A 13,968-nucleotide genomic window follows, 5' to 3' on the forward strand; every position below is an offset into this window, starting at 1 on the left:
GGACCACATCAGGCACGATCGACAAGGCACTTCCGAGATGCAATCTTCCCATGCCGCCGCGAAGGTCTCCGCACGGTTCGATGATCCGAATCTTGTCGGGTACGGCGGACTGGAGCCGGTGGTGCGCCTGGCCGAGCGGTGCGGACTGCCCGCGCTGGCCAGCGAACACGTCCGGTTGCCGGTCTCGAAGGACGGCACGGGTGCCTTCCCCGCGGCGAAGCTGATGTCGCTGGTGGGCGGCATGGTCGCGGGCGCGGACAGCATCGATGACATGGACCGGCTGCGGCACGGCGCTCTGCCGCGCCTGTTCGCCGGGGTGCGGGCGCCGTCCACGCTGGGCTCGTTCCTGCGTTCCTTCACTCACGGGCACGTGAAGCAACTGCACGCGGTGGCACGGAGGTTCCTGCCCGAACTGGCCGCGCACACCGGGCTGCTGTCCGGCGCCGAATCGGTCGCCCATGTGGACATCGATGACACGATCCGCCGCACCTACGGCTACGCCAAGCAGGGGGCGGGTTACGGATACAGCAAGGTCAAGGGCCTCAACGCGCTGCTCGGGATCGTCTCCACACCCCTGTCCGCCCCCGTGATCGCCGCCACCCGTCTGCGCAAGGGCCCGACCAACTCCGCACGCGGGGCCGCCGCCTTCGTCGCCGAGACCATCCGCACGTCCCGCGCCAGCGGCGCTACCGGACTGCTCCTCGTGCGGGCCGACTCCGCGTTCTACGGCGCCGACGTCATCGGCGCCTGCCGGGCCCTGGATGCCCGCTTCTCCGTCACGGTGCGGATGAACGCCTCGATCAAGGCCGCGATTGCGGGCATCGACGAAGCCGCATGAAAGCGGTCAAGTACCCGAAGGCGGTGTGGGACGAAGAGGGGCAGTGCTGGATCTCGGACGCGGAGATAGCCGAGGCCACCTACACCGCCTTCACCTCCAAGCCGAAGAATCAGCAGGTCACCGCCCGCCTGATCGTGCGCCGCGTCAAGCGCCTCAACCCCGGGGCGATCCCCGAGGGGCAGGGCACGCTTTTCGACACCTGGCGCTATCACGGCGCGTTCACCAACTCTCCGCTCTCCCTGGCCGCTGCCGAGCGTGATCACAGGCGTCACGCAGTCGTGGAACAGGTGATCGCGGATGTGAAGAACGGCCCGTTCGCGCACGCCCCCTCCGGGCACTTCCAGGCGAACGCGGCCTGGCTCGCCCTGGCCGCCCTCGCGCACAACCTGACCCGCGCCGCCGGCACCCCGGCATCCGCCTTCCACGCCAAGGCGACCACCGGCACAATCCGCGACCACCTGATCAACGTGCCTGCTCGGCTGGCACGGTCGGCCCGCCGCCTTACTCTCCACCTGCCCCAACGCTGGCCCTGGCGGGACGACTTCACCCAGCTCTTCGACCTCGCACACGCGCCACCACCCGCCGTCGACAAGCCTTGACCACCCCGCCCGCAAGGGCCTGAGACCTCCGAGCATGTGGAAAAGCTGGGCAGACCAGCGGGCACCCCATGCCCGAATCCGCAGCTCGGCCTCGGACCGCCCCCGAACCACCCGAAACGATCACTCCAAAATCAAGCCGGTGGATCCGGGTTCAGACGGGCCCTGGCCCGGTTCTTCGAGCCCTTCTGTTTGCGGGACAGCTCCCGCCCGGCCTTCTTGAGTTTCTTCTCCGCCCGGCGCAGAAACCGCGGGGAGTCGAATTTCGTGCCGTCGGACAGCACCGCGAAGTGGGTCAGGCCCAGGTCGATGCCGATGGCCTGATCGGTGGCGGGCATCCGGCCGGCGTCGGCGGCCGGGTCGGTGCCGATGACAAAGCTCGCGAAATACCGCCCCGCCGAGTCCTTGATCACCGTGACCGAGGACGGCACCACGGGCAGGGCGCGGGACCACTTCACCCGCACCTCACCGACCTTCGGCAGGTTCAGCCGGCCGCCCGGGGTGATGGACCAGCGGGCGTTGGCCGTGAACCGGAGCGACTGCCTCGAGTCCTTGCGCGACTTGAACCGCGGCGCACCCACCCTCGCGCCCCGACGCTCACCCTTGAGGGAGGCGAAGAACGCCTTATAGGCGGCCTCCACATCCCGCAAAGACTGCTGGAGCACCACCGAGGACACCTCGCCCAGCCAAGACCGCTCCACGGTCCGCTTGGCACGGGTGATCAAGGTCTGGGACAGCTCGGCGGCCTTCGGATACGGCAGACCCGCCGCGTGCGCGTCCTTCCGGGCGCGCACCGCGTCGTTGAACACGACCCGCGCGCACCCGAACGCCCGGCCCAACGCGAGGCGTTACCCCAGTTCCGGGTAGAGCCGGAACGCGTACCGGAGCTGCATGAACGTCACCCTAGGTGCGCCCTCCCGGGTACCGGCCCAGAAGATCGGAACTGATCACGATCGTCCTCTCGTTTGACACTCGCGCTCAAGTTCGGCCTATCCCGCCCGCCAATGATTGTGGGGCGGAGGCCGGGCGGGAGGCGAGCCATGATGCTCCGCACCGGCAGTCCACAACACCGCACCTCCCTGCTCCGCAGGGAGGGACGCCGCGACGCTACGCGCCGCGATCGCCAGATTCGCTACACCACCGGGCTGAATACCAACAGAGTCCTGAAGCCCGATGCACTGCGAATGAATCCCGGTGTCGGGAATTCCCGCCCCCTGCTGCATCCGCGCCCACACGCACACTGTTCAGCGTGTTCACGGGGGAGAAAGCATGTCGGAAAACCTCCGCCGGGAAGTGTCCAAGCTCGTCGACCAGGAGGTGGCCGAGATCATGGAACAGACCGAGCGCGATGTGACCCGGACGGTCGACCGAGCGCTGGGCATGGACGACGGCGCCGCCCCGACATTCGACACCGCCCGCTGGCAGATCCGGCTCGGCGAACTCCTCGCCGCCCACCACATCCCCGGCGCCGCCCTGGCCGTGCTCGCCGACGGCGAGATCCACGAACTGGCCGCAGGCATCCTGCACACCGGCACCGGTGTCGAGGTGACTCCGGACTCCGTGTTCCAGATCGGCTCCGTCAGCAAGGGCTACGCAGCCGCCATGCTGGTCCTGCTGGCCGACGCGGGGAAGCTGGACCTCGACGCGCCGGTCACCGACGTCCTGCCGGACTTCGAGGTCGCCGACGCCGCCGCGACCACGACGATCACGCCGCGCCACCTGCTCAACCACACCAGCGGCATCGAAGGCGTTGGGAGGGTCGGTCTGACGAACCCGCCCGGCGCCACCATGTCGTACTCGAGCACCGCCTACAACGTCCTCGGCCGGATCATCGAGGTCGTGACCGGCGGGACCTGGGACGAGGCCCTCAAGGAACTGCTCTGCGACCCGCTCGGGCTGGAGCACACCATGACCCTGCCCGAGGAGGTGCTGCGCTTCCGCGCCGCGATGGGGCACATGGGCGAGCCCGGCGAAACCCCTGTTCCCACGCCTCTGTGGAACATGCTGCCGCGTTCCGCCGGTCCGTACGGCGGGATCTGTGCGACCGCCGCCGACGTGGCGCGGTTCGCCCAGGTCTTCGTGGACGGCGGCACCGCGCCGGACGGCGTCCGCGTCTTCCCGGGCGCCGTGGTCGAGGCGATGCTGACCCGCGAGGTCGAGATGCCCGACCAGTGGTTCCTCGGGGCTCACAGGGGCCTGGGCTGGGGCCTGTTCGAGTGGGACGGTGTGCGCGGCTTCGGCCACGACGGGAGCACGTTCGGTCAGCTCGCCTATCTGCGCGCCCTCCCGGAGAAGGGTCTCGCCATCGCTCTGCTGACCAACGGCGGCGGCGCGGCGCCCAAGGTCTTCGAGGCGCTCTGCCGGGAACTGTGCGCCGAACTCGTCGGAGTCGCCATGCCCGGGTTCGCGCCGGTCTCCGAGCCCCCGGCCGTGGACACGGCGCCGTTCAAGGGCAGCTACAAGCGCGAGGGCTTTCTCATGACCATCGCCGACGGCGACGACGGCCCGGGCACACTGCGGCTGACGTACAAGGGTGCGGACGGCCTGAATGGCACCTTCGACCCGCTGCTCTGGCACCTGACCCCGGTCTCCCACACGCCGGCGAAGACGGTGTACGCCGGGCGCCGCAACGAGAAGGACGCGTGGATACCGGTGGTGTTCTACGCACTCGCCGACGGCAGCCGCTACGTCCACTTCGGCGTACGGGCGACGGCCAAGGCGGCGTAGTCGCGTCAGTCGGTGCGGCCGGTGGCCGGCCACCGGCCGCACCGACTGACGCGCAGTGGGCGAGGCGTATCCATCAAGGACAGCCACCGTTTCCCCCAGGACATCGCCGCCGCAGACACGGCGTCATATCCGGACTCCGTCCCCAGCGGTAAGTACCCTGCACGCATGATTAACGGCGCTCACATCATCATCTACAGCCAGGACGCGGAGGCGGACCGCGCCTTCTTCAGGGATGTTCTGGAATATCCGCACGTCGATGCCGGCGACGGCTGGCTCATCTTCAAACTGCCTCCGGCCGAGGTGGCAGTCCATCCCTCCGACTCACCGTCACACGAGCTGTACGTGATGTGCGATGACGTCAACGCGACGGTCGATCAGCTCTCGGCCAAGGGGGTCACGTGCGCCCCGGTCACGAACGCCGGCTGGGGCCTCAAGACCGGGATCCGGCTGCCGGGCGGCGGCGAGCTGGGCCTCTACCAACCGCGCCACGAAACCGCCCTCAACCTCTGACGACCTCTCCAGGGCCGGATGGCCAGGGCTGGATGGCCAGGGCTGGATGGAGACTGCCCGTCAGGCCCGTGGAATGGCGCGTCCCGTGGGTCGGTACTCCATCACCAGCACCCTGCCGTCCAGGTCATGATGGCTCACCAGCTCCAGGTCGGCCGACCTCACACCGGCGAACAACGGCTCGCGGCCCGACTCCCCCACGAGCAGCGGAAAGGTCATCAGCCTCAGCCGGTCCACGAGGCCCGCTTCGAGGAGTTGCCGGACCACGGACAGACTTCCCATGGTCCGCAGGGGCACATGGCCCTCGCTCTTGAGCCGGGTGACCTCGGCGATCAGGTCGTCATGGCACACGCGGGTGTCCTGCCAGGAGACCGTCTTCAGCGTCGACGAGAAGACGACCTTGTCCACACCTGGCACCGGGTCCGTGCCGGCGGCACCCGTCTCCCCGGAGAGACCCGCGAGGGCCTCGTAGGTGCGTCGCCCCATGAGCACCAGCTGCGGCCCGGCCATCTCCTCGTGGATCCACTCCTCGAGCATGGGCCCGTCGTAGCCGAAGTAGGCGGGCGATGTCGCGCTGCCGGCGTACCCGTCAACCGAGACGAACACATCGACGGTGAGTGTCTGCATGGCCATACCTCCGAACGGCTCGCACCTTCCGTGCCACGTCCGCTCCCATCGGCCATGGCCTCCAGTAGAGACGTCGGAGCGGCATCGCGTGATGCGACCTGTTCAGCCAACCATGTCGCTCGCTCCTTCGGGGCGCTACGAGCCGCTGTCCGTGGGGCGGCGTGCGATCCAGAGCTGGCGCGTGGAGCGCACCACCAGGTCGTCGCGATGGCGTACGTCCGCAGGGCCCCCGTTCACCAGGGTGTCCAGCGCTTCCAGGTCGGCCGGGTCGACGCGGCCGACCAGTGCGCCGCGGATGCGGGTGAGCGTGCCGTGCGCGTAGAGCCCGGCACTGCCGCCCGGCTGCGGGCGCAGTTCGAGACTCTCTGCGCGTTCCTCCTCAAGGGTGAATCCGGCCGATGCCAGCAGTGCGCCCCAGTCGGCTCCCATGTGGGGTACCTCTTCGTCGTGCAGCGTCGTGAGTGCCTCGCGGCAGCGACCTTCCAGTCCGGGGCGCTCCGGTACCGCGTCGGCGGCGAGAAAACGTGGCATTCCGTCCAGTTCGGCGATGGCCAGGAGTCCGCCCGGGCGCAGCGCCTTGAAGATGATGCCGAGGGTCGCCGTGGGGTCGTCCATGTGGTGCATGGAGGCGGAGGCCCATACGAGGTCCGCGTCAGTGACGCCCGGGAGGCTCGTACCGGCGTCCGCTTCCAGCGGGTGGATGCGCGAATCCAGGTTCTTGGCGACAGTGGTTCGGGTCAGCTGTTCCAGCATGTGGGCGGAGCTGTCCACGGCCGTCACCTGGGCGGAAGGGAACTGCTTCAGCAGGGCGAACGTTCCGGTTCCGCTACCGGCACCGAGGTCCACGATCCGCTTGACGTCGTCCCCGGCCACTTCGGCGATGGAACGCATCGAGGCAGCGAGGTAGGGCGCGAACAGTTCGGCATCGAGGTCGAGCAGCTCCGCGAGGCCGTCCTGCTCATGCGCATGCTCGTGCGCGTGTGTGCCGTGGTTTTCCCGCGAGTGTGTGCCGTGACCATGGGAGTCGGTGGCGTCGTGGCCGATCTCATGGGACCCATGCCCGTGCGGCTGGGAGTGTGCGGGGGAACCGTGCGGGGCGGGGGTGGGGTGCGTCATGACATCGACCGTACGCATCATTTCGTTCAGCGCATAAGCCCTTGCCTATGACGCAAGAAGATCCCACGCTCGACGGCCTCGTGCGCAAGGGATCACGGCCTTGCGCGCCTCACGCGGCCGGTTACCCGAGGACCGGCCACGGACGCCACCTCACACACCGCACCCCACCCCTGGCACAGACCTGAGTACCGGCCCCCCTGAGTCAGACCTGGTATCGGTCCGACGCGAACAGCGCGATGTTCTCGGCCACCCACTGCGACGTCCGCTTCAGCCCGTCCTCCAGGGACACCTCAGGCTGCCACCCCGCCCACTCGCGCGCCCTCGCGTTGTCGGAGAGCAGCCGCTCCACCTCGCTGCCGGACGGCCGCAGGCGTGCCGGGTCCACGACCACCTTGGCGTCACGACCCGACGCGGCGATCAGCGCGGTCGCCAGGTCCCCGATGGAGATCTCCCGCCCGGTGCCGAGGTTGACGCACTCGCCGAGCGCCCGGTCGCAGTCCGCGAGCGCCAGGAACCCGGCGGCGGTGTCGGTGACATAGGTGAAGTCACGGGTCGGGGTGAGCGAGCCGAGCCTGATCTCCGTTGCGCCCGCGTGCAGTTGGGACAGGATCGTCGGTATCACGGCGCGCGCGGACTGCCGCGGACCGTAGGTGTTGAACGGCCGCACCACCGTCACCGGCAGTTCGAAGGCGTGCCAGTGCGACAGCGCCATCATGTCCGCCCCGATCTTGGAGGCGGAGTACGGGGACTGCGGCTGGAGCGGGTGGGTCTCGCTGATGGGTGCGGTCAGCGCGGTCCCGTACACCTCGCTGGTGGAGGTGTGCAGCAGCCGGCGGACAGAGTGGCGGCGGCAGGCCTCGGCGATGTTCTCGGTGCCGACGACGTTCGTCTGGACGTAGGCGCCGGGCGAGTCGTAGCTGTACGGGATGCCGATGAGCGCGGCCAGGTGGAACACGGTGTCGCACCCGGCCACGGCGTCCATCACGCGGCCCGCGTCGCGCACGTCGCCCGCGATCATCTCGACGGGACTGTGGGGGTCGCTCAGGTAGCGCGCCAGATAGCCCTTCTCCGCGTACGGCTTGTAGTGCACCATCGCGCGGACCTTCGCCCCTCGTGTCACAAGCATGTCGACGAGTGCCGAGCCGATGAATCCCTCGGCGCCGGTGACGAGGACGGTGCGGTTGTTCCAGTCGGTGCGGTTGTTCCGGTGGTTGTGGTCGGTCATGAGGTGAACTCCATTTCGTGGACGGGTGAGTTGGGGGTCTTGGCGAGGCTGATCACCTTCGCGGCGAGCAGGTCGGCTGCGCGGGCGTGGTTTCCGGGGTCCGCGGCGTGGCCCATCGCGGCGAGCCGGGAGGGGTCGGCGAGCAGCGGCTCGACGAGGGCCGCGAGCCGCTCGGCGGTCGTTTCGCCGTCGGGTACGAGGTGCGCGGCGCCCGCGTCGGACAGGACGCGGGCGTTGTGCGTCTGGTGGTCGCCGGGGGCGTGCGGGTACGGCACGAGGACGGCGGGCACTTTGGTGGTGGCGAGTTCGGCGACGGTCGCCGAGCCGGCCCGGCAGACGACCAGGTCGGCGACGGCGTACGCCAGGTCCATGCGGTCGAGGTAGGGCACGGCCTGCGCGACCGGCGAGTCCCCGAGCCGCCGCCGGGTCTCGTCGAGCGCCGCGGGCCCTGTCTTGATCAGCAGATGGACGTCGGGGCGGTGCCGCCAGCGCGCGGCGAGCCCGAGGGCCGCCTCCGTGAGCCGCGCCGCGCCGAGGCTGCCGCCGTTGAACAGCACGACCCGCGCGCCGTCGGGTATCCCGAAGGCGTGCCGTGCCTCGGCGCGCAGGGCGGTCCGGTCGAGGGTGGCGAGCGGTGCGGCGATGGGCATGCCGACGGTGTCGGCGTCCTTGCCGCCGGCCAGGTGGGCGCGGCTGCGGTCGAAGGCGACGGTGATGTGCGGCGTGAGCCGTGCGGCGAACTGGTTGGCGCGGCCCGGCACCGCGTTGGACTCGTGGATCACGCTGGGCAGTCCGGCCATGCGTGCGCCGACGATGACGGGGGCGCTCGGATAGCCGCCCATGCCGACGGCCACCTGGGCATTTTGGGCGCGCAGAATGCCGCGGCACTGGGCTCCGGAGCGGATCAGGGCCGCGGGCAGCAGGTAGCGCTTGGCGCCGAGGGCCGGGTCGAAGGGGATCATGTCGACGGTGTGCAGGCGGAATCCGGCGCCCGGGATCAGTTTGGTCTCCAGGCCCCGCTCGGTGCCGACGAAAGAGATCACCGCGTCCGGGTCGGCCCGGCGCAGCGCTTCGGCGAGCGCGAGCCCAGGGTAGATGTGGCCGCCGGTGCCGCCCGCACCGATCACGACGGAGAGTGGTGTGCGCATGGCGGACACACTCGTGGAGCGGTTTAAGAGGGTTCTAAGAGTCCCGTTTGGCACTCTTTACGGCATGACCAAGATCCTCGTAGTCGATGACGAGCCGGAAGTGCGGGCGGCCGTCGAGGACGGACTGGCCGTCGAGGGATACGAGGTGCGCGGCGCGCGCGACGGCCTCGAAGCGCTCTCGGCGGTCTCGTCCTGGCAGCCCGACGCGCTCGTCCTCGACGTGATGATGCCGGTCCTGGACGGGCTCGGGGTGTGCCGTCAGCTGCGTGCGATGGGCGACCGTACGCCCGTACTCGTCCTCACTGCGCTCGACTCGGTGAGCGAGCGCGTCGACGGCCTGGACGCGGGCGCCGACGACTACCTGGTGAAGCCGTTCGCGCTCGACGAACTGGTGGCGCGGGTACGGGCACTGCTGCGGCGGGCCGCACCGACCCCTACGGAGGGCGGGCTGGAGTACGCGGACCTGGTCCTCGACCCTGATACCCGTACGGGTCGGCGAGCCGGCCGCCCGCTGGAGTTCAGCCGCACCGAAGCGGCACTTCTCGAACTGCTGATGCGCCACCCCGGGCAGGTCCTGCCGCGCGAGCTCATCCTGGAACTCGTATGGGGGCGCGACTTCGGCCCCGAATCCAACTCCCTTGCCGTATACGTCGGTTACCTGCGCCGGAAGCTGGAGGCCGGCGGCGAACCGCGCCTCGTCCACACGGTCCACGGCATCGGCTACCGGCTGGACGTGGCATGAGCGGCGTCCGCCGGCTGGGACGTCGCTGGCGGCGGCGACGGCCGCTGCGCACGCGCCTCGCCGTGGCGGCCTCGGCGGCGGTGGCGCTGGTCGCGGTCGGCGTGTGCACGGCGGCGTTCTTCGTGATCCGGTACGAGATGTTCCACCAGCTCGACCTGAATCTGACGCAGTCGGCGACGCGGGTGATCCAGGAGAACCGGGACGGGGGACCGCAGGTCGTGGCGGGAGAGTGCCGCTACCTGTCGGCGCCGGCGTGCGCGCAGATCGTGCCGGCCCTGCCGGCCGAGGACCCTGCCGCCCCCTATCTCCTGCCCGTCTCGGCGCCGGTCCGCGAGGTGGCCACGGGCGATCGCGCCCCCTACTTCAGCAACATCACGCTCTCCGGCAAGCCCATGCGGATGCTGACGACCCACCTCGGCGACGACAAGGCCCTTCAGGTCGCCCTCCGTTCGGACAGCGTCGAGAAGGGGGTGCGCCAAGCGGCCGGGCTGCTGGCCGTGATGGGTGCTGCGGGCGTTCTGCTGGCGGCCGGGCTCGGCTACTGGGTGTCCAGGACCGGGCTCGCGCCGGTGGCCCGGCTGACCGCGACCGCCGAACGCATCGCGTCGACCCGCGACCCGCGCCACCGCATCGAACTGCCGCCGGGCTCACCTGGCCGTCAGGACGAAGTGACCCGCCTCGCCGCCAGCTTCAACACGATGCTGGGCGAACTGGAGCAGTCCGTGACGGCACAGCGCCGCCTGGTCGCGGACGCCTCGCACGAGCTGCGCACACCGCTCACCGCACTGCGCACGAACGCGGAACTCCTCGCCCGCGCCGACCGGTTGACAGACACGCAGCGCGACCGGGCTGCGGGAGCGCTGGCACGGCAGCTGCGCGAAGTGACGGGCCTGGTGAACGACTTGATCGAACTGGCCAGGGACGAGGAGCCCACGCCACTCCTCGAAGAAGTACGGATCGCCGCACTCGCCGAGCACGCGGTGGCGGCCGCCCGAGCACACTGGCCCAGCACCCCCTTCACCCTGCACATCGCCCCGGATGCCGCCGAGACCGTACGGCCGGGGGTTCCCGCCCGACTGACCAGACTGCTGACGAACTTGCTGGACAACGCGGCGAAGTTCAGCCCGGAAGGGCTCCCGGTGGAGGTGGAACTCACCGCGTCCCGGCGCACGGGGTCGGGGTCGGGGTCGGGGTCGGGGTCGGGCGAGCGTCTCGAACTGACGGTCCGCGACCACGGCCCCGGGATCACTACGGAGGACCTGCCGTATGTCTTCGACCGCTTCTACCGCGCCGAAACGGCCCGCGCCCTGCCCGGTTCGGGCCTCGGCCTGGCCATGGCCCGCCAGATCGCCCGGGCCCACGGAGCGGAACTGACGGCGGAACAGGCGCAGGGGGGCGGGGCGTTGTTCCGGCTGACGTTCGAGTGAGGACGGGTATCCGCCCCGGCCGGCGCGGCGCGGCGCGTGACGACCGTGGCAAAAGGGAAGACTGGCTGCCGGACACCGAACGCAGGCAGGCAGGCTGGAACACGGGGGAAATTCATGGCCGCGACGGCATCGGCAGGGAAGCTGCGGGCAGGGCGTTCGCATCATCGGCGCGTGGCGGGCATCGCCTTCGCCGCAATGGTCGCCTTGGCGGTGGGTGGCTGCGGCAGTACAGACAACGCCGACGACACGTCTTCACCCAGCCGTCATTCCTCGAAACCCGTACCGGCGCCGCCCTCCTCCGCGCAGCCGTCCGTGTCGGCGGCGTACGGGCGTGATGTCCGCGCCTGCGCGGACGGCAACTGTGAGATCGCGGTAACCGGCCCGGTGACGTTCCGTTTCAAGGGCCCGGCCGGTCCAGCAACCCTGTCCGTCACCGAAGTCGGCCCGAACAAGGTGGAGTACACGGTGAAGTCGGGCAATGGCCGGTCCAAGGGGGGCGCGACCGGCCCGGGCCAAGGTTGCGTCACGGTCCTCCGCAGCAACGGCGGAGGCAACTCCTGCGGTGGCCTGGAGGCCGCCACCCGACCGAGCCCCCAGCCCGACGCGGTGGTGATCCAGGCGGCGACCGGCAAGGACGGCACGGCAATCCTCCACATCGTGTCCGACTGACGACGCGAAGCCTTGAGGCCGTTCGGCACCGAGTCGACCGAGGCCCCCTGCCGGCGGCCAGCTTTTTGCGCGGCGTCAGTCGACGTCACCAGAAGGCTTCCGGCACAAGGTGTCGACGATGTCCATCTGCGCCCGATGGAGGAGATCATGCAAGCCGTCTGCACAGACTTCGAGTGCGAGCCTTGGAGGTCAACGGCGAGGCCGACCACGTCCACCTCCTCGTGAACTTCCCACCCAAAATCGCCGTGCCGAAACTCGTCAACTCCCTCAAGGGCGTCTCCTCCCGGCGGCTGCGCCAGGAACTCGACGACCTGACCCGGCACTACTGGCGAGCCAACAAGCTCTGGTCCGGTTCCTACTTCGCCGGCACCGTCGGCGGCGCGCCCCTGTCCGGGGTCAAGCAGTACATCGAGCAACAGAGCCGGCCCATGTGAGCACTGTCCGGCTCCGCCCGACAGTCGCCGCGACGCATCGCGGCACACGGCATGATGGCGCACCTGACCACCGACGGTGCCGACCTACTGACCGCACCACGGGCCAACACTCACGAAGGCAGGGAAATTGACCACGCAGACCGAGCACGTCGACCACGAGCTCATCGAGGCCGCGGCCCATGTCGCGCGCACGCGCTGCCGGGGCGACAACCACACCATGGCGGCCGCGGCCCGCGCCCAGGACGGCCGGATCGTCACCGCGGTGAACGCCTACCACTTCACCGGAGGCCCCTGTGCCGAGCTGGTCGTCATAGGCGCAGCGGCCGGCCAAGGCGCCTACGAACTGGACACGATCGTCGCCGTGGGCGACCGCGACCGCGGAGTCGTCCCCCCGTGCGGCCGGTGCCGCCAAGTCCTCCTCGACTACTTCCCGGACCTCAAGGTCATCGTCGGTGCGGGCGACCGCCTCCGGACCGTCCCCGTCGCCGATCTGCTCCCCGAAAGCTACGTGTGGGCCGACCACCAGCTCGACACGGAAAACTAGACGAGTCTTTCCGAACACGTTCAGTGGTAGGCGGTCAGTGAGCGGCTGACCGTCTGCCCGGTCTGGAAGTTGTGCCAGATCGCAGCGGCAAGAGCCAGCATGCGCTGCGCGACGCGGACCCCGACGCCCTCGACGGTGCGTCCGCCATGTTGTTCCAGGTCGAGCTGGCCCTTGAGGGTGTCGTTGACCGACTCGATCAGCTGGCGGACCTTCTTCAGCATCGGCTCGCCCTGCCGCAGAACCTCCCGTTTCCGGGAGGGCCGCAACAGTGTGATGCCCTGTTCGGACAGTGACCGTTCGAAGGTCTTGGACGCGAACCCCTTGTCGCTGATCAGCAGCAGACCTGGCCTCGCGCGGACGAGTTCGGCGTCGACCTCCAGCATCGCGGCCAGTACCTCTCGCTCGCCGAGCTTCGGATCGGCCAGCGCCCACAGGACTGGCATGCCGGCCGGGGTGCACACCAGGTACAGTCGCAGCCCCCAAAAGAACCGCGAATGCGACGCGCAGTAACCGTAGTTGGCCCAACCCGCCAGCTCTGACCGCTTCACCGTCGGGCGGGACATCCCGCACGGCACCGGCGTCGAGTCGGTGATCCACACGGTGTCGTGCCAGAAGTCCGTGTCCTTCGCGAGCAGCCGGATCACTCGCTTGATCTGCGGCAACCCGGCTCGCAGCCGCTTGTTGTAGCCGGGATCCTGCGGGATGAACGGGAACAGGTGCCGGTAATGCTTGCGCGCGTGGCGCAGCCAGCGGGCCTCGCAGTGGAAGCCGAGCATCGCCTGCATGACCGCCAGACACAGCAACTCCGAGTGACTGAGCTTTGCCGGCCGCCCGGGCAACCGGGCGATACCGGCCCACTCGTCATCGATCTTTACGTAGAGTGCGGTCACGAGGGTGTCCAGGTTCGTCGTCACAAACGATCATGGACACCCTCTCCTCATGCCCGCAGGCATTCGGAAAGACTCGTCTAGTAGAACTGGGACAGGCAGAACTCGTGCCCCTCGGGGTCGGTCATCACGACGACCACGCCCTCGTCGTAGTCATGCCGCTCGCCGGTGAACCGGCCGCCAAGGCCTACGACTTGGGCGATTCCCTGATCGATGTCGTCGACCGAGACGTCCAGGTGCAGGCGCACCTTTCCGGCCCTCGGCTCGGCCACGGGCTGGAAGACCAGGCGCGGCTGCGGGTCGTCGCGATGGCCGAGATAGACCCAGCCGGGCTCGGACGGTCCCCGTGGGCGGTCCAGCAGCACGCTCCAGAACGCTGACACCCGTTCGACGTCGATGCAGTCGACGGTCACTCCCACCCACCGGTTTGCCATGGGCCGAGTATTCCCCGGGCTGCGGCGCGCGCTCAATGTCATCAGCG

General features: G+C 69.5%; 12 protein-coding genes and 3 pseudogenes. 8 read left to right on the forward strand and 7 right to left on the reverse strand.

Translation table 11 applies throughout. The annotated features are described in order from the left end of the window. The first annotated feature begins 37 nt into the window (after positions 1-37). Positions 38-1,437 (forward strand): annotated as a pseudogene (locus OG456_RS49655) (IS1380 family transposase). A 152-nt stretch (positions 1,438-1,589) separates the two neighbouring features. Here OG456_RS49655 and OG456_RS49660 read toward each other — a convergent pair. Beyond that, a pseudogene (locus tag OG456_RS49660) lies at positions 1,590-2,273 on the reverse strand (RNA-guided endonuclease InsQ/TnpB family protein); the annotation flags it as partial. A gap of 430 nt (positions 2,274-2,703) precedes the next feature. Between OG456_RS49660 and OG456_RS49665 the strand changes: the two are divergent. Next, positions 2,704-4,161 (forward strand): serine hydrolase, encoded by a 1,458-nt coding sequence (locus OG456_RS49665; RefSeq protein ID WP_266571691.1) that lies wholly within the window; start codon positions 2,704-2,706, stop codon positions 4,159-4,161. Between the two features lie 165 nt (positions 4,162-4,326). Next, complete coding sequence (locus OG456_RS49670) at positions 4,327-4,671, forward strand: VOC family protein (protein ID WP_266571692.1); 345 nt, start codon at positions 4,327-4,329, stop codon at positions 4,669-4,671. A 60-nt stretch (positions 4,672-4,731) separates the two neighbouring features. Here the strand turns inward: OG456_RS49670 and OG456_RS49675 are convergent, their stop codons facing one another. The 4 genes from OG456_RS49675 to OG456_RS49690 form a co-directional block, all read right to left on the reverse strand. Then, complete coding sequence (locus tag OG456_RS49675) at positions 4,732-5,295, reverse strand: dihydrofolate reductase family protein (protein ID WP_266571693.1); 564 nt, start codon at positions 5,293-5,295, stop codon at positions 4,732-4,734. A 135-nt stretch (positions 5,296-5,430) separates the two neighbouring features. Further along, a complete protein-coding gene (locus OG456_RS49680; RefSeq protein ID WP_266571694.1) occupies positions 5,431-6,411 on the reverse strand; it encodes a class I SAM-dependent methyltransferase in 981 nt (326 codons plus the stop codon). Positions 6,412-6,613: 202 nt separating this feature from the next. Beyond that, entirely contained in the window at positions 6,614-7,636 is a 1,023-nt protein-coding gene (locus tag OG456_RS49685) for a GDP-mannose 4,6-dehydratase (protein ID WP_266571695.1), read from the reverse strand. Next, the gene (locus tag OG456_RS49690; protein WP_266571696.1) at positions 7,633-8,784 is read right to left on the reverse strand and encodes a glycosyltransferase; all 1,152 of its coding nucleotides are present in this window, start codon (positions 8,782-8,784) and stop codon (positions 7,633-7,635) included. Before OG456_RS49690 ends, OG456_RS49685 begins: the two co-directional genes overlap by 4 nt. A gap of 64 nt (positions 8,785-8,848) precedes the next feature. Here OG456_RS49690 and OG456_RS49695 point away from each other — a divergent pair, with 64 nt between their 5' ends. The 5 genes and pseudogenes from OG456_RS49695 (at position 8,849) to OG456_RS49715 (ending at position 12,600) form a co-directional block, all read left to right on the forward strand. After that, positions 8,849-9,526, forward strand: a complete 678-nt coding sequence (locus OG456_RS49695; RefSeq protein WP_266571697.1) for a response regulator transcription factor — start codon at positions 8,849-8,851, stop codon at positions 9,524-9,526. Then, positions 9,523-10,953, forward strand: coding sequence for a HAMP domain-containing sensor histidine kinase (locus OG456_RS49700; RefSeq protein WP_266571698.1), 1,431 nt, complete (start codon positions 9,523-9,525; stop codon positions 10,951-10,953). Before OG456_RS49695 ends, OG456_RS49700 begins: the two co-directional genes overlap by 4 nt. A 171-nt stretch (positions 10,954-11,124) precedes the next feature. Beyond that, positions 11,125-11,622 (forward strand): hypothetical protein, encoded by a 498-nt coding sequence (locus OG456_RS49705; protein WP_266571699.1) that lies wholly within the window; start codon positions 11,125-11,127, stop codon positions 11,620-11,622. Between the two features lie 156 nt (positions 11,623-11,778). Further along, positions 11,779-12,056: pseudogene (tnpA, locus tag OG456_RS49710) on the forward strand (IS200/IS605 family transposase); the annotation flags it as partial. Between the two features lie 127 nt (positions 12,057-12,183). Next, entirely contained in the window at positions 12,184-12,600 is a 417-nt protein-coding gene (locus tag OG456_RS49715) for a cytidine deaminase (protein ID WP_266571700.1), read from the forward strand. Between the two features lie 20 nt (positions 12,601-12,620). On the opposite strand, the gene OG456_RS49720 is transcribed toward OG456_RS49715, so the two are convergent. Both OG456_RS49720 and OG456_RS49725 read right to left on the reverse strand, forming a co-directional pair. Further along, a complete protein-coding gene (locus OG456_RS49720; RefSeq protein ID WP_266571701.1) occupies positions 12,621-13,514 on the reverse strand; it encodes an IS982 family transposase in 894 nt (297 codons plus the stop codon). Positions 13,515-13,567: 53 nt separating this feature from the next. Then, positions 13,568-13,921, reverse strand: coding sequence for a VOC family protein (locus OG456_RS49725; protein WP_266571702.1), 354 nt, complete (start codon positions 13,919-13,921; stop codon positions 13,568-13,570). Positions 13,922-13,968: the final 47 nt, after the last annotated feature.

The sequence above is a fragment of the Streptomyces sp. NBC_01446 genome (assembly GCF_026340095.1).
GTDB classification, from domain to species: domain Bacteria; phylum Actinomycetota; class Actinomycetes; order Streptomycetales; family Streptomycetaceae; genus Streptomyces; species Streptomyces aureus.